This is a genomic window from Pseudomonas sp. PDM31, assembly GCF_019218965.1.
Taxonomy (GTDB): Bacteria; Pseudomonadota; Gammaproteobacteria; order Pseudomonadales; family Pseudomonadaceae; genus Aquipseudomonas.
Window position 1 is genome coordinate 150,916 of record NZ_JAHUWS010000003.1, and the last position, 26,221, is coordinate 177,136.

At 61.2% G+C, this 26,221-nt stretch carries 19 protein-coding genes and 1 pseudogene; 12 read left to right on the forward strand and 8 right to left on the reverse strand.

Annotation, left to right across the window (positions count from 1 at the left end):
- The first annotated feature begins 26 nt into the window (after nucleotides 1–26).
- The 10 genes and pseudogenes from KW839_RS07160 to KW839_RS07205 all read left to right on the forward strand — a co-directional run bounded on the left by KW839_RS07160 (nucleotide 27) and on the right by KW839_RS07205 (nucleotide 14,943).
- Nucleotides 27–2,678 (forward strand): N-acetylmuramidase domain-containing protein, encoded by a 2,652-nt coding sequence (locus KW839_RS07160; RefSeq protein ID WP_218423855.1) that lies wholly within the window; start codon nucleotides 27–29, stop codon nucleotides 2,676–2,678.
- Complete coding sequence (locus KW839_RS07165; RefSeq protein ID WP_218423856.1) at nucleotides 2,653–3,360, forward strand: hypothetical protein; 708 nt, start codon at nucleotides 2,653–2,655, stop codon at nucleotides 3,358–3,360. The genes KW839_RS07160 and KW839_RS07165 overlap by 26 nt, the downstream gene beginning before the upstream one ends.
- Before the next feature lie 525 nt (nucleotides 3,361–3,885).
- On the forward strand, nucleotides 3,886–4,992 hold the full coding sequence (locus KW839_RS07170; protein WP_256352558.1) for a hypothetical protein: 1,107 nt from the start codon (nucleotides 3,886–3,888) through the stop codon (nucleotides 4,990–4,992).
- Between the two features lie 9 nt (nucleotides 4,993–5,001).
- Nucleotides 5,002–8,385: pseudogene (locus KW839_RS07175) on the forward strand (ImcF-related family protein).
- A complete protein-coding gene (gene tssA, locus KW839_RS07180) occupies nucleotides 8,382–9,968 on the forward strand; it encodes a type VI secretion system protein TssA (RefSeq protein ID WP_218423858.1) in 1,587 nt (528 codons plus the stop codon). The pseudogene KW839_RS07175 and the gene tssA overlap by 4 nt, the downstream one beginning before the upstream one ends.
- A 25-nt stretch (nucleotides 9,969–9,993) precedes the next feature.
- Entirely contained in the window at nucleotides 9,994–11,757 is a 1,764-nt protein-coding gene (gene tssF / locus KW839_RS07185; protein ID WP_218423859.1) for a type VI secretion system baseplate subunit TssF, read from the forward strand.
- Nucleotides 11,721–12,818: a type VI secretion system baseplate subunit TssG gene (gene tssG / locus KW839_RS07190; RefSeq protein WP_218423860.1), complete on the forward strand. Its 1,098-nt coding sequence runs from the start codon at nucleotides 11,721–11,723 to the stop codon at nucleotides 12,816–12,818. Before tssF ends, tssG begins: the two co-directional genes overlap by 37 nt.
- Nucleotides 12,799–13,335 (forward strand): type VI secretion system lipoprotein TssJ, encoded by a 537-nt coding sequence (gene tssJ / locus KW839_RS07195; RefSeq protein ID WP_218423861.1) that lies wholly within the window; start codon nucleotides 12,799–12,801, stop codon nucleotides 13,333–13,335. The genes tssG and tssJ overlap by 20 nt, the downstream gene beginning before the upstream one ends.
- A gap of 2 nt (nucleotides 13,336–13,337) precedes the next feature.
- Nucleotides 13,338–13,778: a type VI secretion system baseplate subunit TssE gene (gene tssE / locus KW839_RS07200; RefSeq protein ID WP_218423862.1), complete on the forward strand. Its 441-nt coding sequence runs from the start codon at nucleotides 13,338–13,340 to the stop codon at nucleotides 13,776–13,778.
- A gap of 37 nt (nucleotides 13,779–13,815) precedes the next feature.
- On the forward strand, nucleotides 13,816–14,943 hold the full coding sequence (locus KW839_RS07205; RefSeq protein ID WP_256352559.1) for an OmpA family protein: 1,128 nt from the start codon (nucleotides 13,816–13,818) through the stop codon (nucleotides 14,941–14,943).
- A gap of 121 nt (nucleotides 14,944–15,064) precedes the next feature.
- On the opposite strand, the gene speF is transcribed toward KW839_RS07205, so the two are convergent.
- The 8 genes from speF to KW839_RS07245 form a co-directional block, all read right to left on the reverse strand.
- Complete coding sequence (speF, locus tag KW839_RS07210; RefSeq protein ID WP_218423863.1) at nucleotides 15,065–17,248, reverse strand: ornithine decarboxylase SpeF; 2,184 nt, start codon at nucleotides 17,246–17,248, stop codon at nucleotides 15,065–15,067.
- 456 nt (nucleotides 17,249–17,704) lie between these two features.
- The gene (locus KW839_RS07215; protein WP_218423864.1) at nucleotides 17,705–18,988 is read right to left on the reverse strand and encodes an FAD-binding oxidoreductase; all 1,284 of its coding nucleotides are present in this window, start codon (nucleotides 18,986–18,988) and stop codon (nucleotides 17,705–17,707) included.
- Between the two features lie 535 nt (nucleotides 18,989–19,523).
- On the reverse strand, nucleotides 19,524–20,882 hold the full coding sequence (gene chrA / locus KW839_RS07220; protein ID WP_218423865.1) for a chromate efflux transporter: 1,359 nt from the start codon (nucleotides 20,880–20,882) through the stop codon (nucleotides 19,524–19,526).
- 69 nt (nucleotides 20,883–20,951) lie between these two features.
- A complete protein-coding gene (moaE, locus tag KW839_RS07225) occupies nucleotides 20,952–21,413 on the reverse strand; it encodes a molybdopterin synthase catalytic subunit MoaE (RefSeq protein WP_060541962.1) in 462 nt (153 codons plus the stop codon).
- Between the two features lie 3 nt (nucleotides 21,414–21,416).
- Nucleotides 21,417–21,668 carry a molybdopterin converting factor subunit 1 gene (gene moaD / locus KW839_RS07230; protein WP_060541961.1) on the reverse strand — a complete coding sequence of 84 codons (252 nt, stop codon included), beginning with the start codon at nucleotides 21,666–21,668 and terminating at the stop codon, nucleotides 21,417–21,419.
- Nucleotides 21,665–22,159: a cyclic pyranopterin monophosphate synthase MoaC gene (gene moaC, locus KW839_RS07235; protein WP_371318055.1), complete on the reverse strand. Its 495-nt coding sequence runs from the start codon at nucleotides 22,157–22,159 to the stop codon at nucleotides 21,665–21,667. The genes moaD and moaC overlap by 4 nt, the downstream gene beginning before the upstream one ends.
- Nucleotides 22,160–22,213: 54 nt before the next feature.
- Nucleotides 22,214–23,041, reverse strand: a complete 828-nt coding sequence (fdhD, locus tag KW839_RS07240; RefSeq protein ID WP_060541959.1) for a formate dehydrogenase accessory sulfurtransferase FdhD — start codon at nucleotides 23,039–23,041, stop codon at nucleotides 22,214–22,216.
- Nucleotides 23,042–23,192: 151 nt separating this feature from the next.
- Nucleotides 23,193–24,083, reverse strand: coding sequence for a LysR family transcriptional regulator (locus KW839_RS07245; protein ID WP_060541958.1), 891 nt, complete (start codon nucleotides 24,081–24,083; stop codon nucleotides 23,193–23,195).
- A gap of 294 nt (nucleotides 24,084–24,377) precedes the next feature.
- On the opposite strand from KW839_RS07245, the gene moaB reads away from it, so the two are divergent.
- Both moaB and glp read left to right on the forward strand, forming a co-directional pair.
- Entirely contained in the window at nucleotides 24,378–24,917 is a 540-nt protein-coding gene (gene moaB, locus KW839_RS07250) for a molybdenum cofactor biosynthesis protein B (protein WP_060541957.1), read from the forward strand.
- On the forward strand, nucleotides 24,914–26,119 hold the full coding sequence (gene glp, locus KW839_RS07255; protein WP_060541956.1) for a gephyrin-like molybdotransferase Glp: 1,206 nt from the start codon (nucleotides 24,914–24,916) through the stop codon (nucleotides 26,117–26,119). Before moaB ends, glp begins: the two co-directional genes overlap by 4 nt.
- Nucleotides 26,120–26,221 lie beyond the last annotated feature (102 nt).

Here is a 26,221-nt window from a genome sequence, read left to right on the forward strand (position 1 = left end):
TTGCATGACAAGGAGCGACATACAACATGGCCAGTTTGCTTGCCCGACTGTTTGGCTTACACGAACCGCCCCCGCCTGTAACGCCTGCGGCCCCCCGCGCACCGATTCTGCCGACGTCCCATACCCGGCTCATCGCGCAGCCCGCGAGCCCGGCCCCACTGAAAAACTGGTGCCATCCGTTCAAGAGCAACTTGAACCCACTGATGCAGCTGACCCACTTGGCCAAGGCCGCCGGCGGCTACTACCCGATCGGTCGCAGTGGCCTGTTCCACGGCGGCATCCATTTCGACGCAGGCACCGCCGGCACCCTTGATCAATCCAGCGTCCGATGCCTGGCCGACGGCGAAGTGGTGGCGTACCGCATCGACACGCACGCGCCGACCACGCGCTACTTCATCGGCGAGCTGACCATCGACAAGCCGTTCTCGCGCAACTTCGTCCTGGTGCGCCATCGCCTGCAGCCGCCCAGGATCATTGGCAGCGCGGACATACCGCCCAGCCTGACCTTCTACAGCCTGTACATGCACCTGCAGGATTGGGCGAAGTACGAACAAAATGATGCCATTGAGCGCCCGGGATTCTGGCCCGCGAGTCCGACCCTGCGGGTACCACAAACCGCCAAAGATGTTCGCCCCGGTCCGCTGGAACAGCGCGGCCTGAACGTGCGTCACCAGCCTACCCAGGGCAAGATCATTGACCTTCTGCCGCGCGGTGCGCTGGTGACCGTTAGTGGCTCGGGGGCCTATCGCAAACTGGAAAATCGCCTCGGTCCGGCCGTCCTGATCACCGCCGACGGGGCGCTGGCTGGTTACATCGCCGTCAAGCTGCTGCGACCCGTCAGGGACAACGAGTACCGCATCACCTCGTCGGAACCGGCGGTGAATGTTCGCGCCGGGCCGAGCCTGACGAGTAAGGTTCTTTTTGAGTTGCCGACCGGCTCGGTCGTCACGGTCAGTGGTGAGGGCGATTTTCGCAAGCTGGAACGCGTCAACCAGTATGTGCATTTTGCCTCACTGCAAAGCGAGCTCGCTCCGCTGGCCACCGACCGCGTCGTGGTGCTCGACCAGCCGGTGCCGATCCAGGCCGGCGCCTCGATCGGCCACATCGGCGAGTATCAGAGCATGGGCGCGGATCGACCGGAGGAAAAACTCCACCTGGAAGTGTTCACCGGCGATGACGTCGACTTGTTTCTCGACGCCAGTCGGGACTGGGCAAAGCGCTTGCCCGCGAAAGAGCGCACCTGGCTGAAGCTGGTCAAGGGCACACCGGTGGTGCCTCATGAAGAATGGGTCACGGCCGCGCGCCTGCAGGCGGCGAGTGATGCCAGCCCACGCAGCGCCGCCGACCTGTTAGTCCCCAAGAGCCTTCTGGACGGCCTGCCTGCGGAGGGAAAAATCCACGTGCCAGCGACCGATTACCGCAAGGCTCGCAACTGGTATCGCCTGGACGGGCTGCTGCACGATGCGGACCACAACTTGCTCGACGGCTGGGTGTGCGAAGAGGTCGACGCCACCCCATGGGTCAGCCCGTGGTCGTGGGAAGGCTATGAGGTGATTTTCGACTACAGCACGCCGCGACATGAAATGGCGTCGTTTTTCAGTGCTGTCGGCCGTTTTAACGAAGGACAACGCGAGCGCTTTCGCCCCTTGGCCGAGAAAAGTAATCAAGGGCCGATGAAAAGCCGCCTGAACGCGATTCTCGACCGCAACGGCGACGACAAGATCACTGCCGAGGAGGTACAGGCGGCTCTGCAACTCCCGGCGTTGGCGCAATCCATTTCCCAGATGGTCTTGCGCAAGGAAAGCGAGTGGTTTCACCAGACGCAGAAGTGGGATGCGCTGGATGAGTTGCTCGGCCACAGCGGCTCGACGCCGCACTGGAATTGGCAGGCGGAGAAGCAGCGGATCGAGCAGATCAGTTGGTGGAGTGAGGTGGCGGAAAAAGTGGGGTTGCCTTCGTGGGGGAGGCCGTATCACTTTCATCCGATAGGACTCCTAACGCGTTTAAATAATGACCGGAAAAAGTGTTATTGCTATCAGCAGGGGCTAGTGGGTACGCCCTGCGATTTAGGAGTGACGGATGTAACTAAAAACCACTTTGAGTTACTTGCTGACGAGTTAGGCGTTGAAAGAGAGGTGCTACGGGCAATCGCCGTCGCAGAAACCGGAGACAAAGCGCCGTTTAGGGAGTATGAGCCAGGGAAAAGGCATGCTTTGATTCTTTATGAACGACATTATATGCGTAGGCTTCTGCTTGCTTCTGGGATGTCACAATATGAAGTTAATGCGTTGTCTATGTCGGAGCCGAAAATAGTTCATGTATATGAAGCGTCCTACGTATACGGCTCGCTTGATGAGCAATATTCAAGGTTGAAGCGTGCGCGTGAAATCAATGATGCTGCTGCTGTGAAGTCATGTTCTTGGGGTAAGTTTCAAGTCATGGGTGAGTACTATCGTCATCTATATAGCAATATTGAAGAGTTGGAGGAGGCTCAGAATTACTGTGCTTTGCAGCACTTGCAGTATTTCAAGGTTTTCCTGGTTGAGGAGAAAAAACTCATCGGGCCAATGAGGAGTAAGGACTGGTTGCAAATCGCACAAAAATATAATGGCAAAGGTCAAATTGGATATGATGTAAAAATACGGAGCGCTTATGAGAAGCTCAAGCAAAATTGGTAAAGCGGCCCTGGTTCTTGTGCTTGCTATGTTTGGGGGTGTGGCTTTTGCTGGGGAGTGTAAAAGAGATCAAGGTGAATTGATCTCGCATGAGTTAAAAACAAAAAGTAACTTGATTTGTATTGCTTACAGCGATGACGGCGTCGTCATGTCAATCTACCGGCTGGGTGCTCTTGAAGTTCCTCTGGCAAGAAATATGAAGTTCTTGGATGTGGACGACATAGCAGAGGAGTCCGTACGGCTCGAACCTTCGGGTGATGGGTTCAAGATATACCTGGAATATCCAAAAAATATCTATGTTGTTGAGTTTGGGCTGGATGCGTCATCTGTTTCCGGATCATTTACACAAATTAAGCTAAATGCAGTTGAAGCGAGTTCTCCTCCCCAACATATGAATCTTGTCTTGAATGCAAGTGTGATGGCTGGGTTGAGGTTTGAGACGCTTACTGTTTCGCAGATATTTGATCAAAGCGTTTTACATCTTGGGCATCCGTTGAGTGCAAGGATAACGGCTCAGAAAAGTAATGTTTCGTTTTCACCAAATGCAACAAGTCTTCCAGCACAATATCTGACGCTGGGTGATAAGGTCGAGATAAATGATTTTCATAATGGGTGGGTCAAAATAAGTTACCGAGCGAACGAGAATCAAGTTGAGGGGTGGATTCCTTTGGTAGATGTATTGTGAAGAATCGCCGGTGCGGTTCAAGAGAAGACTTTTTATATGGCAGTGAGGCGGAGCCAGCTTTGCAGGATTTCAAGAAGGGTTACTTGGTTAGGGGTAATACGGTTACGCTGGAAGACTCGATGGCAGGTTGGTGCAAAGCTTTGTATAAAGCAAGTGAGATGCTAGCGGCTAAGTGGATGAAATGCAGATCGATAGTTTTTCAGAAAGCTGGAATCTATGCGTCGAATAGCGATACTTATCGCCAAGAAGTGAATGTGATAGGAAGTAAGAGAGTAGATTTTTGGAAAAGGGGTGAGGAATGAAAGGTATGTTTGTTTGGGTGAAAAGAAAAACTTTAACAAAGAGAGGTCACCCTTGTGCCTCAAGTTTTTCATTGGGCCCAATGACTAAATTGGTTGCCAGTTAGTTATGCCTGTCATACTGGATACTGTACCTGCTCGCGCACGACGTCCTGCACGACCTCGCGTCTGGCTTTGGCTTGGCTTTTTTTTGCTGTGCTTGTTGCTCGGCGTGGGGGCGAGCTTCTTGTTCGCTGATGGACCATTGCACCAGCAGCCAGTTGATTTCTGGCGTCTTGCTTTGGGCCTGCCACTCCTAGGCTGGTGTGTGCTGGTATTTGCGCGAGTGGTATTACATATAGGCAAGCAGTCTGCTGCCGATGGTTGGGATGATGCACGCGAAAGGGACCTGATCCGACGGCTTCGGAAAGGTCGACGCTGTCTACAGGTTTTAGGGGGGAGCTTTTACACCGCGCTGCGAGGTCCATCGGCCGGGCCGGCAGGGCAACTCGATGCGCTGCTAAGCGGAAGTGAAGCACTGAAAGCGCAACCGTTCCGGATGGACGGTGCGCCATTAAGTCACAGCCGTTTGCCTGAAGATAAAGCTGAGGACCTCGAAGCTTTGTTCTTGAGCGTATTGACACGGTCGTTCGCCGACTTGGCACCAATCCTTGCACAATTGCCTGACGATAAACCTTTAGCCCTGTTGTTGGAGGTCGATTGCAGGCTTACGGAGGACCAATGGCGCCCTGCATGGCGTAAGGCATGGCGAGAATCCGGCATTCGCCAAACGTTGGTTCCGGTCGATGGCCGTGGATTGGAAGCGGTGGATCGCTGGTTGGATCAGCGTATTGACGATCAGTCGTTGCTGATGGTGTTGGCAGTGCAACTCGCACCAGATCAGCCTGAGGGCACGGCAGAAGTGGCCGTTGCTGTGTTGTTCGGCAACCGGCTCACCCAGTCGGTGTTACCGCCTTTTGCCTATCTTCATCGTCCAGAACAGCGACGCAAGTCTACCCATGCCGGTTTGCTTTATACCGCGCGTCAGGCTCTCGACTGGGTACCGTTGCAAGCACAATCGATTGAACAGGTCTGGCGGGCTGGTGTAGGCGCGCAACCCCAGATCGAGAGCGTGTTGCTTGATCTCGCCATGCCGGCCAAGCCACCGGAGAATTTCTGCAACCTCGACGCGTTGCTGGGTCATGCGGGGAAAGCATCACCTTGGCTGGCGATAGCCGCCGCGGCGCAAACGGTTGAGCGTGGCGGCGGGCCTCAGTTCATTTTTAGTGGCGGTGCTACCGCTGATGGCCTTTGGAGCACGGTGTTGATGCCCGTGTCACCCCTTTCGAAATAGGAATATCGAATGCAGTTTCGACTCTCTGTAGGGTTGGGTGTGCTGGCGAGAGTGCTGTTGCTGGCTGGATTGGTCTTGAGTGTGCTGCTCTGGCGTCACCCCGAGTCATTGGGCATGGAGCCGGGTAGTGCACGACAAACGTTCTGGCTTTCGCTGAGCTCGGCGACGACCCTTTTCGTAATAGTGGTCCTGGGCGGGTACCAATTGTTAGGCCGGTGGATAGGGAGTGCGACTTATCAACCGTTTGAGTCGAAAGAAGTGCCACCCCAGCCCGCGCAAATACCTCCTGCAAATTCGGCTGGCGCCGAGGACAAACAATGGGAAGCCAGGTTTAGAACTTCGCAGCGGGCGCGGCACCGCAGCTTTTGGCATCCCAAGATCCGACTAATGCTCATCGTCGGCGAACCCGAACAAATCCAGGCCATTGCCCCTGGCCTGATCCGCGAACATTGGTTGGTTGACGAGGACACGGTGCTGCTCTGGGGCGGTAGTGTGAAAAACACGCTGGACGATGTGTTGATCGAGCGCTATCGCCGCCTGACCCGCTGGCGCGCTCTCGACGGCGTGGTCTGGGCGGTGAATGCCGAACAGAGCGCCGACGGCTACCACATGGGTAAAGGCGTACGGCACCTGCAAGACCTCGCGGGTACGCTCGGCTGGTCGCTGCCACTGCACCTGTGGCAGGTCTGTGCCAGTAACTGGGTGCAGGACAAACGGCCAAGCCAGGCGGTCGGTTGTGCACTGCCGTCACGCCTCACCGCGACGGAGCTGGAAACGTCGTTGCACAGTCTACTGGGCCTCCTGCGTCAGGAAGGCTGGGCACAGATGAACAAGGTGATGGGCCATGACTTTCTGGTGCGTCTGGCGCGGGACCTGGAGGTTGGAGGCGTGGCCCGCTGGCGCAAGGCGCTGACGCCATGGTTTGGCGGCTCCCGTCGAAGCGTGCCGTTGCGCGGGTTGTGGTTCAGCCTGCCATTGAGCGACAAAACGACTGAAAAAGACGATCACTTCTGGCCCATGGATCCGGCATGGCAGGGTGTGCTCGGCGCGCCAAAGCACAGGAACCGTCGTCTGGGCTATAGCGCACCACGCATCGCTTATGGCTTGGCGTTGACCGTGGCCCTGGTCTGGGGCGCCGGCCTGCTGCTGTCGTTCATCAGCAACCGCGTGCAGATCCACCATTTGCAAACCTCACTCAGCGCCCTGCAGCAAGCCGCCCCCGGCGACGCGCAATTGAGCGCCCTCAACGAGCTGACCCGCGAACTCGGCCGCCTGGACTACCGCGCCACCCACGGCACCCCGTGGTACCAATGTTTCGGCCTCAACCAGAACGATGCACTACTGGCCTCGCTATGGCCGCGTTACGTCGAAGCCAACCAGCGCCTGCTGCGTGACCCGGCCGCGGCCACCCTCAAGGCCCGGCTCAACGCCCTGGTCAAGCTGCCCCCGGACAGCCCCGAACGCGCCAAGCGTGCCCAATCCGCCTACGCGCAACTCAAGGCCTACCTGATGCTAGCCCGCCCGGATAAAACCGATCCAGCCTTCCTCGCCAAGGCCCTGACCGACGCCGAACCACAACGCGCGGACTTTTCCCCGGGCCTCTGGAAAGCGCTGGCACCCACCCTGTGGCAGTTCTACGCCGAACAATTGGCCGCCCACCCAGAGTGGCGCATCGACGCCGATCCCAAGCTGGTGGCCTAGGTCCGCCAGGTGCTGATCAGCGAGCTAGGCCAGCGCAACGGCGAAGCGACCCTGTACCAAACCGTGCTCGACAACGCAGCCAATCACGCCCCGGCCCTGGGGCTGGCGCAGATGGTCGGCGACACGGAGGCGGCGGGGCTGTTTGCCACGTCGGCGCAGGTGCCCGGGGTGTTCACCCGCCAGGCCTGGGAAGGGCAGGTGCGCCCGGCCATCGACGCCATCGCCGAGGCGCGCCGCGAGGAGATTGACTGGGTGCTCAGCGACAATCCGGGGCGTCTCGCCGCCGACCTCAGCCCGGAGCAGCTCAAGCAGCGCCTGACCGACCGTTACTTCCAGGACTACGCCCACGCCTGGCTGGATTTTCTCAACAAGCTGCGCTGGCAACCGGTCGACAGCCTCGGCGAGGTGATCGACCAGTTGGCGCTGATGAGCGATGTGCGTCAGTCGCCGCTGATCGCGCTGATGAACACCTTGGCTTATCAGGGCCAGGCCGGCACTCGCCGCCAGGCGCTTGGCGACTCCCTGGTGCAGTCGGCGCAGCAACTGCTCGGCAAAGAACCTACACCGCTGATCGAACAGGGCGTGCCCGGTACTGGCAGCCCACTGGACGCCACCTTTGGGCCACTGCTGACCCTGCTCGGCAAAGACGCCGACAACCAAAGCGACAGCGAACGCCTGAGCCTGCAAGCCTTCCTCAACCGCGTCACCCGGGTGCGCCTGAAGCTGCAACAAGTGAGTAACGCACCCAACCCGCAGGCGATGACCCAGGCTCTGGCGCAAAGCGTGTTCCAGGGGCACAGCGTCGACCTCACCGACACCCAATCCTACGGCAGCCTGCTCGCCGCCAGCCTCGGTGCCGAGTGGGACGGCATCGGCCAGACGCTGTTCGTGCAGCCGCTGGAGCAGGCCTGGCAGCGAGTCCTGCAACCCTCGGTGGCCGGCCTCAACAGCCAGTGGCAGCGGGCGATCGTGCGTGACTGGCAGGGCGCGTTTGCCGGGCGCTACCCCTTTGCCGCCGCCGGCAGCGATGCCTCGTTGCCGATGCTCGGGCAGATGATCCGTGCCGACGCCGGGCGCATCGACCAGTTCCTCCAGCAGCAACTGGGTGGCGTGCTGCGCAAGGAAGGCAGCCGCTGGGTGCCCGACGCGCGGCACAGCCAGGGCCTGCACTTCAACCCGAAGTTCCTCGCGGCGGTCAACCAGCTCAGCCACCTCGCCGACGTGCTCTACACCGATGGCGGCATGGGCCTGAGCTTCGAATTGCGCGGCAAACCGGTGCGCGACGTGGTGCAGACCACCTTCATTCTCAACGGCGAAAAACATGAGTACTTCAACCAGAAGGAAAGCTGGCAGCGCTTCAGCTGGCCGGGTTTCAGCCATCACCCGGGCACGCGCCTGAGCTGGATCAGCGTGCAGGCCAACGAGCGCCTGTTCGGCGACTACGAAGGCACCTGGGGCCTGATCCGCCTGCTCGAACAGGCGAAAGTCACCGCGCTGAACGACACCGACAGCCAGTTCCGCGTGCAACTCAGGGCCCCCGACGGCCTCGACCTGACCTGGCACTTGCGCACCGAACTGGGTGCGGGGCCGCTGGCGTTGCTGAAGTTGCGCGGCTTTGAACTGCCGGCGCAGATTTTTCTCGGCAAAGGCTCTCAAGCACAGCCTTATGCACAGAATGGAAATTACCCATGAGCCTGCTCACACTGATCAATCGCTGCCTGGGCGAACGTGACCCGCTGGTGCTTGCCCGCACCGAAGCCGACCGCTGGCAAGGCTGGTTGCAACCCATCAGCGCGCAGTCAGCGGTGGGTGAAGATCCGAGTTACGACGATGATTTCCAGCACATGCGTGAAGAGGTCAACAAGCTCTCCGGCGCGAATGTCGACGAGGTCATTCAATTGGCGGAGCAATTGCTCGGCCAGCGCAGCAAGGATTTGCGCATCGCCACTTATTACCTGTGGGCACGCCTGCAGAAGGACGGTGAGCAGGGCCTGGCCGATGGCCTGGGTCTGTTGGCGGCGCTGGTCGAGCGTTATGCCGGCGAGGTGCTTCCGCAACGGGCCAACAGTCGCAGGATGGCCCTGGAGTGGTTGACCAGCGCCAAGGTGCTGGACAGCCTGTTGCTGTTCCCGGAAGTGGTCAAGGCCGAGGCGGAGCGCACGGTGGCGGCGCTCGCCTGGCTGGAGCACGGGCTGCAAGCCTGGCCCGAGGACCAGCGGCCGCAACTCGATGGGCTGCACGGGGCATTGTCGGCGCGCCTGGCGCAGTCCGGCGGGGTCGATGCCGTGGTGCCGCAGCACAGTGCCAGTCACCCGTCCGTCAGCCAGACCAGCGCATCGGCTAGCCTGGCCATCAAGTCCGGGCGCGACCTGCTGGACAGCGGCCGGTCCCTGGCCGGTTACCTGCGGGACCAGCCACAAGGCTGGCTGGCGGCGCACCGCCTGATGAAAAGCCTGCGCTGGGACACCTTGCACGAGCCGCCCCTGCAGGACGCCAGCGGCACCACGCGCCTGGCACCGCCCCGGGGCGAATCCAGGGCGCAACTCAAACGCCTGTATCTGCAACAGAACTGGGGCGAATTGCTCGATCATGTCGAGCGCACGTTCGCCGAGGGGGTCAACCATTTCTGGCTGGACCTGCAGTGGTATCTGGTCCAGGCCCTGAACAAACAACCGCCGCCCCAGGATGGCTGGGCGGACATCGTTAAGCGCGACCTGGGCATGCTTCTCGAGCGCCTGCCGGGCGTGGAGGTGCTGGCGTGGAACGACGGCACACCGTTTGCCGACGAGACCACCCGTGAGTGGATCGCTCAGCACGTCAGTGCCCAGCAGTCGCGCCAACTCCTGCCCGCAGCGGCCCCGGCAGCGGCCAGTGCCGATGTCGAGATCCTGTCGCTGGAAAGCGAGGCACTGGCCCAGGCGGACAGTGACGGCGTGGAGCAGGCGCTGGCCTGGCTGGCCGCTCGCCCCGGCATCCACAGCGGTCGCCAGCGCTGGCTGCTGCGCCTGCTGATGGCGCGGGTGGCCGAGCAATGTGGCAAGAACGACCTGGCCCTGCATCTGCTCGGTGAGCTGGATGCCACGGCCGAGCGCCAGGCCCTGGCGGACTGGGAGCCGGAATTGAATTTCGAGGTCAAGGCCCGCCTGCTCAAGCTCACGCGTCTGAAGGCGCAGCGCAACGACGCCGACAAGCCCGCCCTGGCCAGGCGCATGGAGGCGTTGCTGGCGGCGCTGGTTGCCATCGATCCGGTACGCGCCGCCGTGCTCTGCGGTTGAACCTCATTTATCAGGATTTTTCAGCATGGACAATCTGACCCTGCGTTATTACGACGCCGAGATGCGTTACCTGCGCGAAGCCGGCCAGGAGTTCGCGCAAGCGTTCCCCGACCGCGCGGCGCAATTGAACCTGGACAAACCGGGCGCCCGCGATCCTTACGTGGAGCGCCTGTTCGAAGGCTTCGCCTTTCTGATGGGGCGCCTGCGGGAAAAGCTCGACGACGACCTGCCGGAGTTGACCGAAGGCTTGGTCAGCCTGTTGTGGCCCCATTACCTGCGCACCATTCCCTCGCTGTCGATCGTCGAGTTCAAGGCGCAACTGACAACGATCAAGCGCAGCGAACTGATCGCCGCCGGCCAGGAAGTGCTCTCGCAACCCATCGGCCCCCAGCGAACCCAATGTCGCTACACCACCACCCAGGACCTGCGGCTGCAACCCATCGAACTGCAATCCTTGCGCCTGGCCCATGAGCCCGACGGCCGCTCGGTGTTGTGCCTGCGGTTTGCCTGCGCAACGGAGATCGACTGGAGCCAGATCGACCTCAGTCGCCTGCCGATGTACCTGAATGCCGATGCGCCCCTGGCCAGCGCGCTGCATCAGGCCCTGACCCTGAATGCCGAGGCGTTGTATGTGCGCCGGCCGGGCGAGGCGCAACGGGTCGCCCTGGCAGGTCATTTCGCGCCCAAGGGCTTTGCCGACGAGGACCGCCTGTGGCCCAAGGGCGACAGCGCTTTCAGCGGTTATCAGTTGCTGCTGGAGTATTTCACCTTCCGCGAGAAGTTCATGTTCGTCACCCTCCATGGCCTGGAGCAGGTGAACATCACCGCGAACATGCCCTGGTTCGAACTGGAGGTGGTCCTGCGCGAGTCGTGGCCGCAGGCATTCAACCTGAATGCAGAACACCTTCGCCTGCATGCGGTACCGGTGATCAATCTGTTCACCCTGGAAGCCGACCCGATGCTGCTGGATCCGTTGCAAACCGACTACCTGTTGCGCCCCATGCGCCTGCAGGACGGTCACACGGAAATCTACTCGGTGGACCGGGTCACCGCTTCGAAAAACGCCGAGCGCCTGGACTACGTCCCCTTCAGCAGTTTTCGTCACAAGGGCGGCATGCTGCGCGACGAGGCGCCCGAGCGTTACTTCCATACCCGCCTCAAGCGTGGCGCCAACGGCCTGCACGATACCTGGCTGATCCTCGGCGGCGACGGCTTCGAAGAGGATCGCGTGCCGGGCAGCCAAAGCCTGTCCCTGCAACTGACCGGCACCCACGGCCAGCTGCCACGCAAGGCGTTGCAAAGCACTGTCCTCGACACCTTGGTCAACACCGCCTTGACCGGCTTGCGCGTGCACAACCTGAGCGCGCCGACCTTGCCGTGCTATCCGCCGAACAATGACCGGTTCCACTGGCGCGTGCTCAGCCACCTGGGTTCGAACTTCCTGCCGATGCTCGATAACGCCGAGGTGCTGCGCGGCACCCTGGCGCTGTACGACTGGACCGGCAGCGAGCTGAACCGCCGTCGTCTGGCGGCCATCGTCGACGTCAAGCACCACCTGGTGCAGCGTTTCGAAAAGGGCTTTCTGCTGCGCGGCGTGGACATCGAAGTGACCCTCGATGCCAACGGTTTTTGCGGCGAGGGCGACATCAGCCTGTTTGGCGAGATGCTCCATCGCTTCTTCGCCCTGTATGCCGACATTCACCTGTTCAACCAGCTCACGCTGATCCTTCAACCTACTGGAAAGTGCCTGCGATGGAACGAGAACCACAGTCAGCGTATTCCCGGCTGAAAGCCGCCGGATTGCTCGAAGCGCTGCAAGGGCGGGTGGCCGAAGCCAGCCTGTACCGTTTCTGCCAGCTGCTGGAGCAAGCCCTGCCGGGAAATCCGCCGCTGGGCAGCACCAGCCACCCGGCGGACGACCCGGTACGCTTTCGCCCTGACCCCGGCATGGGCTTTCCTGCCGGTGAGCTGAAGGCCATCGAAATCGATGACCGGCAACCGCTGCGCCCGGCGACGGTACGCACGCGGCTGTTGGGCTTGTACGGCGTGGACTCGCCTTTGCCGACGGCCTTTATCGACGACATTGCCCAACGCCGCGACGGGCATGAGGCGCTGGAGGCGTTCCTGGATATTTTCAACCACCGGATCTTCACCCAGTTCTACCGGATCTGGCGCAAGTATTCCTACCCGGCCTCCTTCGAATCCGGCGGCAGTGATGCGACTTCGCAATGCCTGCTGGGGTTGGTCGGGCTGGGGATCCCCGGCACCGCCAAGCGCATTGCCACGCCGGTTTCGCGCTTTCTTGCGCTGCTCAGTGTGATGCGCATGCCCACTCGCAATGCCGAAGGCATCACCGCGCTGGTAGCGCTGCTGGCTCCTGAAACCCGTGCCAGGATCACGCCGCACTGGCCGCAGAAAATCCCCCTGGCGCATCCGGCGAGCCTGTCGGCGAGTCGTCCGGTCAGCCTGTCCCAGGGCACGCCGCTGGGCAGCAACGGATTCGACGCCAACAGCCAGCTGCACCTGGCGCTGTTCACCCGGGACCAGGACGAAGCGCGGGGCTGGTTGCCCGATGGCCCGCTGTACAACGACCTGCTGGTGTTGCTGCGGGTCTATCTCGGCTGGCGTTGCACCGCCAGGCTGCAGCTCTCGTTGCCGGTGCGCAGCCTGCCGCAACCGTTGCTGGGGCGGGCGCCGATCCGCCTGGGCATGACCGGCATGCTGGGTTCGGGGTGCGCCACCTGGCAGGACGCACAAGACGACAGTATCACCATCAATCTGGGCCGCTATCAGGGCCTGTCGAAGAACACTCGGAACAGGGAAGCACAACATGTCGCGTACCGTTGGTAATCCATTGATCCTGGTAGCGCTGGCGGTACTGCTCGGCGGCTGCGGCGTCACCCAGACGGTCAGCGAAGGCACGGCCTCCGCCACCCGTTCGATTTTCTACAAGCAGGTGAAAGACCTGCACCTGGATTTCAGTGCCCGCACGGCCATCAACACCGATGCCGCGGAGATGAATGCGATGTCGGTTCCGACCCTGGTAAGGGTCTATCAACTGAGCGATAGCAAGGCGCTGCAAAGGGCGACCTACGACAGCCTGCTCAGTGGCGACGAACAGGTGCTCGCTGGCGCGTTGCTCGATACCCGGGCACTGGTGATCAAGCCGGGCGAAGGTGTGCAATTGAATGTGCCGCTGGACAAGGACGCGCGTTTCGTCACGGTGGTCGGGTTGTTTCGCAACCCCGACGTGCAGGCCAATACCTGGCGCCTGACCTTGAATCGCGACGACCTTGATCCGGACCGGGCGCGGGTCATCGAGCTGGGGGACAACCAGTTGACCTTGCGCGAACTGGCCCGGAAATGACCATGGCCGATCTCAATCCTTCGCTTTACGAAACGCTGCTGCAGAACTTCGACGGAGACCTGGAGCTTCATCAAGTCAACGAAGAGGACCAGCACACGCTGTCGGTGCTGGACAGCCTGCAACGCATCCTCAACAGCCGCGCCGGGACACTCGCGCATCTGCCCGATTACGGTCTTCCCGACATGGGCCGGATCCTGCAGGGCCTGCCGGGCTCGGCGCACGGGCTGCTGAGGGACATGGCGGACACCCTGGTCAAGTACGAGCCGCGCCTGGCGAGCGTGCACATTGAAACGCTCGATCAGGCTTTGCCAGGCCATCTGGAGTACAGCCTCGATGTACGGCTCAAAAACGGCCGGCAGGTCACCTTCGGCACCACCCTGGCACCGGAGGGCAAAGTCCTGGTGCGACATCTGAAACGACAGCAATGGCTGTCGCAATCCTGACCCAATAAAGCAATGGAGGCTGACGGTGCTATATGAAATGCGTATTCGGCTGGGCGGTGATCCGCGCGGTCATGGTGAGTTTATTGCGCTACGCGAGGAGCTGGCGAAGCTGAGTCATCCGGCCTGTCCCGACGTGGATTGGGCCAGGGTGGAACAGTGGTGCCTGACGCTGTTCGACCACAACGGCGCGGACCTGCAGACGGCCGCCGCGTTTGCCCTGGCACGCAGCCAGCGGCATGGTGTGGAAGGCATGTGCCAGGGGGTGACGCTGATTGAAACCCTGTGCGGCCAATGGGCGGCCTGTTGGCCCCCCATGGCGTCGGTGCGCCTGGATATCCTGGCCTGGTTGTGCGTGCAGTGGCAGGCGTTGCTGCGCACCTTGGGGACAGGCGCGCCACACTTCCCCGAGCTGCTGCAGCTCGACAGCGGGCTTGCGCGCTTGCAGCAGCGTCTGGAGCAACACGCCCAACCGCCGGTGGTTGCCTTGCATGCCTTGCGCCAGCAGATCGAGAGCCTGATCCGGCGCATGCAACACACCAGCGTTGTGGTCGGTACACTCTCGCCGCCGGCAAGGGAGCCGGCGCCGGCTGTGATGATGCCTGTGGTGATATTGCCGCCTAATCCCATGCCCATGCCTGAAATGCCTGGGGTCAGGCGTCCTGTGGCGCGGTGGCTGGCTGCGGCCGCCGTTGTGACTGGCCTGGTCAGTGGCGCCTGGTGGCTGGGCTCGTCCGGTGTCGGCGAGCAGCGCCTGGCGCAGTTACTGGAGCCGGCACCCACTGTTGTCGCACCGGTGCGCCTGGACAGCCTGTCGCTGTTCGACGCCGGGAGCGCCGAGCTCAAGCCGGGTTCGACCAAGATTCTGGTCAGCGCTCTGGTGGATATCAAGGCTCAGCCTGGCTGGCTGATCGTCATTGGCGGGCATACGGACGGCCGCGGCAGTGCGCAGCAGAATTTCCAGCTGTCCCATGCCCGTGCCTCTGCGGTGCGTGACTGGATGCAACGCATGGGCGACATCCCTGACAGTTGTTTTGCTGTCCAGGGCTTTGCGTCCAGCCAGCCGGTCACCAGCAACGACACCGAAGCCGGGCGAGCGGCCAACCGACGAGTCGAAATCAGCCTGCTGCCACAAACCGGCGCCTGCGGGCAGGATGTGCCTGTGTAGGCGCTGCCGAAGGTTGCGATCTTGCACCACCCGTAGGAGCCGGCTCGCTGGCGATGGCGTCTGCATTGGCGATGCACCATTGAAGACCGCCATCGCTGGCAAGCCAGCTCCGGGGGGTGGTTCAGGCCTTGATGACGTACCCAAAGGCCCGCGTGCGACCCTCTACTTCCTTCAGATACACACCTTGCAGCTCCGGCGTGAATCCCGGCAACGCATTGATGCCTTCTTCCAGCGCCAGGAAGTACTTGAGCACCGCGCCGCCCCAGACTTCCCCCGGCACTACGCACAGCACGCCAGGCGGATAGGGCAGGGCACCTTCGGCGGCGATTCGCCCCTCGGCGTCCGCCAGCGCCACCAGCTCGACGTTGCCACGGATGTATTCGATCTGCGCTTGCTGCGGGTTCATGGCCATTTTCGGGAAGTGTTCCTTGCGGAACATCGCCTTCTGCAACTGCTGCACGTTGTGCTGGCGGTACAGGTCGTGCATCTCCTGACAGAGCTGGCGGATGCTGTAGTTGCGGTAACGCTCCTGATGCTGCGCATAGATGGCCGGCAACACACGGCTCATCGGTGCGTCTTCATTGACGAAGCGTTCGAAGCGGGCGATTTGCGCGGCGAGGTGGGTCATCTTCGCCCAGTCTTCGGCCGGCGTGAGCAGGAACAGGATCGAGTTGAGGTCGCACTTTTCCGGAACGATGCCGTTCTCGCGCAGGAAGTTGGCGAGAATGCCGGCATGGATGCCGAAGTCGGTGTAGCTGCCATCGACCGGATCGATGCCGGGGGTGGTGAACAGCAACTTGCAGGGGTCGATGAAGTATTGCTTCTCGGCGTAGCCGCCGAACGCGTGCCAGCGATCCTTCGGATGGAATTCGAAGAAGCGCAGGTCACGGGCAATCTCTTCAGTCGGATAATCTTCCCACTCGCGTCCATCGATCCTGTCGGGCACGAACGGACGCACCAGGGTGCAGGCTTCCAGAATCAGCTTGCGCGCCTCAATGCCGAACTTCACGCAGTCTTCCCACAGGCGCAGGCCGCTGCGGCCGGCATGAATGCGCGCATTCACATCCAGGGAGGCGAACAGCGGGTAGAACGGGCTGGTGGAAGCCTGGGCCATGAAGGCATTGTTCAAGCGGTGATGGTTGCAGTAACGGGCCTGGCCCTTGATGTGCCGGTCTTTCTTGTGCACCTGCGAGGCCTGGGAGAAACCAGCCTGCTGCTTGTGCACCGATTGGGTGACGAAGATGCCGGGGTCGTTCTCATCAAGTTCGAGCAGCAGTGGCGAGCAGTCCTTCATCATCGGAATGAACTGCTCATAGCCCACCCAGGCCGAGTCGAACAGGATGTAGTCACACAGCTTGCCGATGCGATCGACGACTTGCCGGGCGTTGTAGACCGTGCCGTCATAGGTGCCCAACTGAATGATCGCCAGGCGAAATGGTCGTGGCAGCTGTGCCTTGTCCGGTGCGACCTCGGCGATCAGTTCACGCAGATAGTCTTCTTCGAAACAGTGGGCGTCGATGCCACCGATGAAACCGTAGGGATTGCGCGCGGTTTCCAGATATACCGGCGTCGCTCCGGCCTGGATCAGTGCGCCCTGGTGATTGGACTTGTGGTTGTTGCGGTCGAACAGCACCAGGTCGCCCGGGGTGAGCAGGGCATTGGTCACCACCTTGTTCGAGGCCGAGGTGCCGTTGAGCACGAAGTAAGTCTTGTCGGCGTTGAACACCTGCGCCGCGTGTTTTTGCGCGAGCAGTGCCGGACCTTCGTGGATCAGCAGGTCGCCGAGTTTGACGTCGGCATTGCACATGTCGGCGCGAAACAGGGTTTCGCCGAAAAAGTCGAAGAACTGGCGGCCTGCGGGGTGTTTGCGAAAGAACTGGCCGCCCTGGTGGCCGGGGCAGGCGAAGGTGGCGTTGGCCGATTCGGTGTAATGCTTGAGCGAGTCGAAGAAGGGCGGCAGCAGGCTATCTTCATAGGCCTTGGCTGCTGTTTCCAGTTGGTTGCCATGGTATTCGACGTTGCTGCGCGACAGATCGAAAATGCCCTTCACCTGCAACAGCACGTCGGTCAGGTGCTTGTAGACTTCCCGGGGGTGGGTGCTGGTGCCAGGGGAAGCCACCAGAAAAATCGGAATATCGAAACCGGTACGCTGGATGACGTCCAAAGCGCCAGCCAGGACATCATTGACCGACACCACCGCCACTGCGACGTCGGTGTAGTCGGTATGGCTGAGCGGGACGACCTCGCGGGTGTTCTGGAACGTTTCAACGGTGCCTTCGCTGGCAGCTATTTTCAGGTTTTTCATCGTGGCCACTCCTGGCTGGCATCCAATTGCCCGCGTTGTTGGAGAGATAAAAATACCGGGGAACGCTTTCAGTTCTGTTGATCGAAATCATGTCGGCTGGAACTGTCAGGCTTCTGGCGGCCAGTCACGAGGGTTGTTCCTGGCGCGGCAGATCAGGCATGGCCCAATGCAATGGCAAACGAGACCACGATCATGCACGCGAAAGCAAAATTGAGATTCATGAAGTTTCCATCCAAAGCATGTAGAGACGGCGCTATCTTGAACAGGTCACGAAAAAATAAAAAATTCGCCTTCATGATTTGAATGATCGAAAGAAATGATACTTGGCTGTGTTGTTTTGCTGCCGGGTTTGTGGCCACGGGCAACGTCGAGGATGACCGGGTGCCGGGGGGCGGGGTGGTGCAGATGGACGCCTCACCCCGAGCCACGGCTTACGTCATGAGCCGCGCCAGCGCCTCAGCGCAATCGTTCGAGCATCTGGTAGTACCACATGCCAGCGGCGAGCATCGGGTTGCCGAGCAGGTCGCCCATGGGCACGCGGATGTGCTGGCAGGCGGCAAAGGTGTCGAACTGTTCGAGCTGCCCGGTGATGGCCCGGCCCATGATTTCGCCCATGATGTGGGTGGTGGCGATGCCGTGTCCGGAGTAGCCCTGGCAATACCAGACGTTGTCCGAGAGCTTGCCCAGTTGCGGGATGCGGTTGATCACGATGCCCATGGCGCAGCTCCACTGGAAATCGATCGCCACGCCTTTGAGCGCCGGGAAGGTCTGTTCGATGCACGGGCGCAGTTCGGCGGCGATGTCCCGTGAGTCCTTGCCGCTGTAGTTGGCGCCGCCCCCAAACAACAGGCGACCGTCGGCGGTGAGGCGGTAGTAGTCGAGCACGAAGCGGCAGTCGTAGACCGCCAGGTCTTCGCGGTTGATCTGCCGGGCGAGGTCGCCCAGCGGCGCGGTGGTGACGATGCCGCCCATGGCCGGGAAAATCTTGCCCTTGAGCTTGCCCGGTTCGAGCTTGTGATAGACGTCGCCGGCCAGCAGCACCTGATTGGCGTCGATGCGACCCTGGGCTGTGCGTACGCCTGGCGTCGGTCCGTGGATGATTTCCAGCACCTCGCTGTTTTCGAAGATCAGCGCGCCGAGACTTTCTGCGGCGCGGGCCTCGCCGATGCACAGGTTGAGCGGGTGCAGGTGCATGTTGCGGGTGTTCTTGATGGCGCCGTGGTAGAGGTCACTCTCCAGCAGGTCGCGCACCTGACTGCGGTCGAGCAGGCTGACCTGCTCGCCCATGCCACGGCGCACTGCCTCGTCGTAGTCCTTGCGCAAGCCGTCCATGTGCGCGGGTTTGTAGGCCGCATGCAGGTGACCGTGCTTGAGGTCGCAGGCGATGGCGTATTTGTCCACCCGCTGCTGGATGATCTGATGCCCGCGCCAGCGCAGATGCCAGATGAAATCGTCGACCTCTTCGCCCAGGGTGCGGCGCATCTGTTTGCGCATGGCCTCGTCGCCCGACAGGCTGCCGGTGACCTGGCCGCCGTTGCGCCCGGTGGCGCCCCAGCCGATCTTGTGGCTTTCGACGATGGCGACTTTCAGGCCTTTTTCCGCCAGCTCGAGCGCCGTGGCGACGCCGGTGAAGCCGCCGCCGATGATCACCACGTCGACCCGGTGCTGGCCTTGCAGGGTCGGGTAGTCGGTGTCCTGATTGAGGGTGGCGGTGTAGTAGGAATTGCAGCGTTGAGTCATGTCAGTGTCCAGGCAGAATTCGAAGAAACTCAATGCCAGTCAGGTGAGCGCAGCCCTGGTGGGAGCGGGCTTGCTCGCGAAGCGGTGTGTCAGTCACCATTGATGTCGGATGACACACCGCCTTCGCGAGCAAGCCCGCTCCCACAGGGATCTGCGTAAGACTGAACAGGGAGTGATAGGCGGGAGCTCGGCGATCAGGCGAGCAGGGCGCTATCCGGCGGGCGTGCGGAGTGGCGCAGTTTCGAACGGCGCAGGGCCATGGGCAGGTTGACGATGCGTTTCATGAGGCAGTGCCGCCCGTGGCCAGTAGCGAGGTGGCCGGCGTCGAGACTTTCAGCAGGTGCTGTTCTGACGGCAAGGTGTTCATGGCGCGTGTTTCCAGGGCGGAAAACGTCGGAGGCGGGTTTGGTGAACCTCCGGGGAACACCGATAGTAGGGGGCATTCCCGGGCGTGTAAATCTCTAATACGACGATTTCTGCAATGCCCGGGTGAGCCGGGGCCAGGCCCTGGCAGGCCCGGCTCATTGATCGCCATTCAAGCCAGAAGGTGAACCCCGAGGCCGATCAACCCGCAGCCAATCAGCACTTCAATCACCCCGCGCTTGAAGCGAAACAACGCAATCGCCGCAGCCAGTGCGATCAACGCCGAAGGCCAGTCCAGGTGACCGCCAAAGCCGTTCGGCCAAATCACGTGGTAACCGAAGAAACACGCCAGGTTGAGAATCACGCCGACCACGGCGGCGGTGATCGCCGTCAGTGGCGCGGTGAACTTCAGTTCGTTGTGCGTCGACTCCACCAGCGGCCCGCCTGCCAGGATGAACAGGAACGAAGGCAGGAAGGTGAACCAGGTCACCAGCGTGGCGGCAACGGCTCCGGCGACAAAGGCCTGCTCCGGCCCGAAGACCTGATGCACGTAAGCGCCGATGAAACCGACGAAGGCCACCACCATGATCAGTGGCCCGGGGGTGGTCTCGCCCAGCGCCAGGCCATCGATCATCTGCGTCGGCGTCAGCCAGCCAAAGTGGCCGACCGCACCCTGATACACATAGGGCAGCACGGCATAGGCGCCGCCAAAGGTCAGCAGCGCGGCCTTGGTGAAGAACCAGCCCATCTGCGTCAGTGTGCCGTGCCAGCCGAACAGCACGGTGAGGATCGCCATCGGCAAGCTCCACAAGACCGCACCGACGAGGACCAGGCGCAGCAGTTTGCCGCGACTGAAGCGGGCATGCCCGGGGGTTGGCGTATCGTCATCAATCAACGCCGGGCCGAAGGATTTTTGCGCGGCGCCGTGGCCGCTGCCGCTGAATTTTTCCGGCGCCAGACGCCCGCCGAAATAACCGAGGATCGCTGCCCCCAACACGATCAAGGGAAACGGTACATTGAGCAGGAAGATGGCCACGAATGACGCCGCAGCGATGCCCCACATCCAGCCGTTTTTCAAGGCCCGGGAGCCAATGCGATGGGCCGCATGCACCACGATCGCGGTCACCGCCGGCTTGATCCCGTAAAACAGCCCGGCCACCACCGGCACATCGCCAAAGGCGATGTATACCCAGGACAGCGCGATCAGGATGAACAGCGACGGCAGCACAAACAGTGTCCCGGCGATCACGCCACCCCAGGTGCGATGCATCAGCCAGCCGATGTAGGTCGCCAGTTGCTGGGCTTCAGGCCCAGGCAGCAACATGCAGTAGTTGAGGGCATGCAGAAAGCGCCGCTCGGAAATCCAGCGCCGGCGTTCGACCAGTTCCTGATGCATGATGGAAATCTGCCCGGCCGGGCCGCCGAAACTGATGAAACCGAGTTTGAGCCAGAAACCAAAGGCTTCGCGCAGGCTCACCGGGGCGGGTTTTGCTTGTGCGGAGTCACTGTCAGGGGAAGGCGTGAGGCTCAAGCGGAGGTTCCTTGCGCAGTTGCTTTGAGCCAGTGACTGTAGCCATGCGGCGGTGCTTTGAACAGTCGGTTATCGCGGTGTATTCGCCCAGCGTTCGGCCGCGGACCGGTCGCTGTCACGGGCATCGACCCAGCGTGCGCCCACGCCCGTGTCTTCGCGCTTCCAGAGCGGCGCGTCGGTTTTCAGGTAGTCCATGATGAATGCACAGGCCTCGAACGCCGCATGGCGGTGCTGGCTGCTGACGCCGACGAACACGACGGGATCAGTGACCGACAATTGGCCGATGCGGTGCACGATCTGCACCGCCTTCAATGGCCAGCGGGCCTTGGCGTTGTCGATGATTTTTTGCAGCGAACGTTCGGTCATGCCGGGATAGTGTTCCAGGAACAGGCTGGCGACTTCCTGGCCGGCGTTGATGTCACGTACGTAGCCGATAAAGTTGACCACTGCACCGACCGAGGGATCATTCGCCCGCAGGCTGTCGATCAGTTGGCCGCTGTCGAAGGCTTTGTACTGGACGCGTACCGTCATGTCTCAGCCTCCGGTGACCGGCGGGAAAAAGGCGATCTCGTCGAAATCCTCGATCGTCCGGTCCGGGTGGCACAGTTCCTGGTTCAGCGCACACATCAGGTTGTTTTCGCCGAGGACGTCGTTCCAGATTTCACCGCGGGCCATCAGCAATTGACGCACGTCTTCGATGGTCTTGAGGTTGTCGGTCAGGGGCAGTTTTTCACCACCGAGGTTGAGTTGCTCGCGGTAGCGGGCGAAGTAGTTGATCAGGATCATTGTGCGTCCTCGAACTGGAAGTGTCCGGAGCGGCCACCTTGTTTGCTGAGCAGGCGGATATCGTCGATGACCATGCCGCGATCCACCGCTTTGCACATATCGTAGAGCGTCAGCGCAGCGACACTGACGGCGGTCAGTGCTTCCAGTTCGACGCCGGTCTGTCCTTCGAGGCGGCAGGTGCCGACGATCTTCACGCTGTCCGGTGCGCAGGCCGTGAGTTCGACGCGGATCGAACTGAGCAGCAAGCTGTGGCACAGCGGGATCAGCTCATGGGTTTTCTTTGCCGCCATGATCCCGGCGATCCGCGCCACGGCGAACACATCGCCCTTGGGGTGGCCGTTGCTCTGGATCATTTGCAAGGTTTCCGGGCGCATGCGAACCCAGGCCTGAGCCTGCGCCTCGCGCCGGGTCAAGGCTTTGTCGCTGACATCGACCATGTTGGCGCGGCCCTGGCTGTCGAGGTGGGTCAATACAGGTGGTGCATCACAAATGTCTGTCACGGGGGAAACTCCTGCGCTCATGGGCGCGGTCATCAAAGGGAAATATCAGGCCGGGCTGTAAATGCGCGGCGCGTTGCGATGGGGGACGTGGATCAGGTTGAGTCGATGTTTGAGGGCCCACTGCACCGTCAGCGCGGTGGGCGCGGACAGGCTGACCAAGGTGCCCAGCTTCGCCCGGACCGCTTTGTGAATCAGTTCCAGGCTGCAGCGGCTGGTGACCACGGTGAAGCCGCAACGGCTGTCGATGCCGGCGTGCTGCAGGGCGCCGATCAATTTATCCAGGGCGTTGTGGCGACCGATGTCTTCCCGGCAGATCAGCGCCGAGCCTTGCGCATCGAAGTACAGCGCGGCATGTAATGCACCGCAGCTGCGGGCCATTTGTTGCGCTTGTTCGATGCGCTGGCGGATATCGAGGAAATGCTCCGCCGGGGGCAAGGCGACCGGGTCGAGACTCTGCAGTTTGGGCAGGGCCTGTTCCAGCGCCTCCACACCACAAAGGCCGCAGCCGCTGGTGCCGGCCATCTGTCGACGATGATTTTTCAGGGCCCAGAACGCGCGACTGGAAATCTGCACATCCGCCTGCACGGCCTGGTCAAAGCAAGTCAGGCGCAGGTCGTAGATTTCACTCTGGTCTTCAACGATGTCGTTGCTGACGCTGAAGCCGCGGATGAAGTCCTCGAGGTTGCCGGGCGACACCATCATCACCGCCTGGCTCAGGCCGTTATAGGTAATCGCCAGGGCAATTTCCGCCGCCAGTGGCGCCTGGCAGACTGCCGCGCCACTGACGTATTCGCGAAAGTTCACATTCAACGGTTTTGGCGCAGGGGCATTGGTGTCGCTTCGATCATTGATCTGTTCAACTTGGCACGACATGAAAAGAACCTCGAAGCGCTGAATTGAGTTCAGGCTACGGGTAACTATTTAATGCGTCCAATCGCTTGTTCCGATGCGCTGATTGGTGATGTCTATCGTCCTTGGCGAAGTTGTCCGAATCGTAATTAATTAAAATTAATATTAATATTGATCAGTTCTTCGATGGAAATAACAGTCGCGCTTCGGCGAAGCATTTTTCGGCAATCGCCGAACGCGGTTCGGTCTTGCGCATGACCAGGCCCAGGGGCGCGAGCACGCTGGCATCGGGCAAGTTGATGAAGGCCAGGTGCTCGATGGGTTCTTCCAGGCCGCTGTCCAGCGGCATGATGGCGCAGCAAAAGCCTTCGTGAATGCCCTGGAGCAACTGGTAAGTGGAGTCGCTTTCCATGATCGGCTGCGGGTTGAGCCCGCGACTGCGGAAACTCAAGTCGATGGATTTGCGATAGTGCATGCCCGTGCTGAGCATCCCCAGCGGCAACTCGGCGGCGTCTTCCCAGCTCATTTCGCTGCCTTCGAAATGGAAGTGCCGGGTGTCGTAGAGAAGACCGACGCGGGTCTCGCCGATCTCGAAACACTCGAAGTAGTTCGGGTTGACGTGGTCTAGGTAACACACCCCCAGGTCCAGTTGATTGTTGCCCAGGCCCTCGATGATCTGATCGGAACTCAACGAGGACAGGCTGAACTTGAGCTCGGGGAAGCTGTGGGAAAGGCCCTTGATGTAGCTGACCGGGTTGAAGCTGCTGAGCGGTACCAGGCCCAGGCGCAGATTGCCGACCAGTTGGCCACGGCAGGCGGCGGCTTCGGCGAACAGGCCGTCATGGGCGGCCAGCAGGGTCTTGGCCCACGCCAATACGCGCTCGCCGGCTTCGGTAAAACCCTCGAAGCGCTGGCCGCGGGTGACCAGCACCAGGTCCAGTTCATCCTCGAGGTTGCGCAGGCGCATCGACAGGGTCGGCTGAGTGATATGGCAGCGCGCGGCGGCCTGGCCGAAGTGGCGTGTCTGCTCCAGGGCGATCAGGAACTTGAGTTGTTTGATGTCCATGACGGCACCTGGTGAGGGAGGAAAGGAGAGGTAAGTATTGACTCAGATGCGCTGGGCACAAGGTTTGCCCGCTGACGATCTCATTGTCTTTGTCGAGCGTCCAATCGGTTGTATTTAAAGGCTCATCGATACGCTCTATCATGCTGGATTACTGCAAGGGAAATATAGCCGTTTAATGCCGAATAGTGCTGATAAACGTGCTCGATAGTGTGGTTGGTTAGAGTGATTAGACAGTGCTTGATCTTGCACTTTAGTCTCTGGATGTTAATGAGTTAATTCCTTCAGGAGAATTCCATGAGCGTTAAACCGGATGCATTGTTTATACCCTTGAATATTGCCGTGCTGACTGTCAGCGATACCCGTGAATATGCCAATGACACGTCCGGGCAGTTGCTGGTCAGTCGCCTGCTGGAAGCCGGCCACACCTTGAGCGAACGTAACCTGCTCAAGGACGACCTGTACAAGATTCGTGCGCAGGTCGCGACCTGGATTGCCGATGAGGGTACTCAGGTGGTGCTGATCACTGGCGGCACCGGCTTCACCGGGCGCGACAGCACACCTGAAGCGGTGGCCTGTTTGCTGGACAAACAGATTGAAGGTTTCGGCGAACTGTTCCGCGCGATATCCATCCTCGATATCGGCACTTCCACGGTGCAGAGCCGGGCCCTGGCCGGGCTGGCCAATGGCACCCTGGTCTGCTGCCTGCCCGGTTCCACGGGTGCCTGCCGCACCGCGTGGGAGGGCATTCTCGCCGAACAACTGGACGCCCGGCATCGGCCCTGTAACTTCGTTCCCCACCTCAAGTCCGTGCAAGCCTGCGGGCCACGGGGATGACGGGCTCAGCGTTGATGCCGCTGGAGGACGCCATCAGCCATTTGCTGGTGATGGCTCAGGAGCAGCGTTTACAAGACAGCGAAGCGGTGTCGCTGAGTACTGCGCGGCAACGGGTGCTGGCCAACGATCTGGTGGCGAGCCTGGATCTGCCGCCGTGGCCGAACAGTGCCATGGACGGTTATGCCCTGAATATCGACGGCTGGGACGGGCAACCCTTGCCTGTATCGCAGCAAGTGTTTGCCGGGCAGGCGCCCATGGCCCTGGAAGCCGGGAGCTGCGCGCGCATCTTCACCGGCGCCCCTGTCCCTGGCGGGGCCAACTGCGTGGAGATGCAGGAAAACACCGAGGTGCTCGATGACGGACGCGTGAGCTTCAGGCAGCCGCTCACCGAGGGCTGCAACATCCGTGCGCAAGGCCAGGAGAACCGCGCCGGGGATGTATTGTTGCGGGCGGGCCAGCGTCTGGGGCCGTTCGAGTTGGCGGTCGCGGCGGCGCAGGGCTGCACCCAGGTGCAGGTCGTACGGCGGCCACGGGTGGCATTACTGTCCACGGGTGATGAACTGGTCGAACCAGGCGCTCCGCTCAAGCCCGGCAGCATCTACAACAGCAATCGCACCTTGTTGAGCCATTGGTTGAGTGCGTTGGGATGCGAGGTCATCGATGCCGGGATTGTTCCTGACGACCCTCGGCAGACCCGACTAAAGCTCGAGCAACTGCAGCACGCGGCCGACCTGATTCTGACCACCGGCGGGGTGTCCGCCGGGGACGCCGATTGCCTCGGCCAGGTGCTGCGTGAATGCGGCAAGCTGCTGCTGTGGAAACTCTCGATCAAACCCGGCAAACCGCTGACCGTGGGCCAGTTTGGCAATGCGCCGGTGATTGGCCTGCCGGGTAATCCGACATCGGCCCTGGTGACCTTCGGCCTGTTGGCCCGGGCTTATCTGTTGCGTATTCAGGGTGTCGAAGACGTCGAGCCGTTGAGCGTGCCCGTCACTGTCGGTTTCGCCTGGCCGAAGCCGGGCAGTCGCCGGGAGTACCTCAGGGCCAGGCTTGAGGCCGGTCGCGCCGTGCTTTATCCAAACCAGAGTTCAGGTGTGCTGTTGGGTGCTTCGTGGGCGGATGGGCTGGTGGAAGTTTTGGAAGGCCGCACATTGCAAGCGGGTGATACGGCGCGGTTCATCCCGTTCAGCGAACTGTTCTGAATTGGCAATACATCTCTTGTAGGAGCGAGCGGGCTCGCTCCCACAGTTTTATCTTCATTGAACCCAATCCCTATGGCCGCCGCGGACCGCCGCATCGACGCG